Origin of the sequence: Prevotella rectalis (genome assembly GCF_900607215.1) — a bacterium.
GTDB lineage: Bacteria > Bacteroidota > Bacteroidia > Bacteroidales > Bacteroidaceae > Prevotella > Prevotella brunnea.
The window spans coordinates 923,961-924,717 of record NZ_LR027820.1 but is presented as its reverse complement, the minus strand read 5'-3'; the positions used below and the strand labels follow the sequence as shown (position 1 = coordinate 924,717).

1 pseudogene (running past one end of the window) is annotated in these 757 nt (G+C 49.7%); it reads right to left on the bottom strand.

From position 1 onward, the window contains the following. Nucleotides 1-757: pseudogene (locus E0E16_RS14960) on the bottom strand (IS4 family transposase) (its annotated part extends 515 nt beyond the left edge of the window); the annotation flags it as partial.

The window sequence follows — 757 nt, the reverse complement described above, 5'->3', positions numbered from 1 at the left end:
TTCTTGATATCCACATAGGTGATGATACGCGCTATATGGTTGATACCGCCCTTCCTGAACACCACCACCTGCTCACGATATTCCATCAGCCCATCCTCGTTCATATCCATGCAGTCTGCCAACACCTCGTATTTGAGATTTTTCTTCATCTTGGTGACATAGACGACGTTCCTCTCGGTCAGTTCCTCAAACTTTTCATAGTTAATATATGCACGATCCAGGGCAACGATTTCATCATGCTTGAAATGGCTGGGGGCGAGCATGAAGGAATCGTTGGTAGCGGCAGAGGTGAACTTCACGTCACAGTGAACTCCCTCGTTTGCATGAATGACGGAATGCACTTTTATGCCACCCTTCTTCTTTCCCGTCTTAGGATGACGGCCCACGCCCTTGAAGATGACGTTAGAGAACAGGGTTATCGTGGTGGAATCGATGATTCTCAGACGTTTTACCCATTCCTCCGTACCATTGCGTCGGCTGTCCGAAGAAAGTCTGTCCTTATTGGACTCGTAAAGGTCGTGATACACGTCCTCAAAGAATTTCTCCGAGCGTCTGGCGTTCGCATCTGACAGGGTACTGCGCTTAGGAACCCTGTCAATGCCTATGTGATGAAGCTTGCGCACCTCAGCCGTCATTGCCGCCTCTATCTCGCGCAGGGAGTCGAAGCGCATGATGACTGCATACAGCATCGTAAGAAGATGGGTGAAGCCATCAAAGGTCTTCACATACCGCTCACCGCCGTTCCGACGGCTTATTT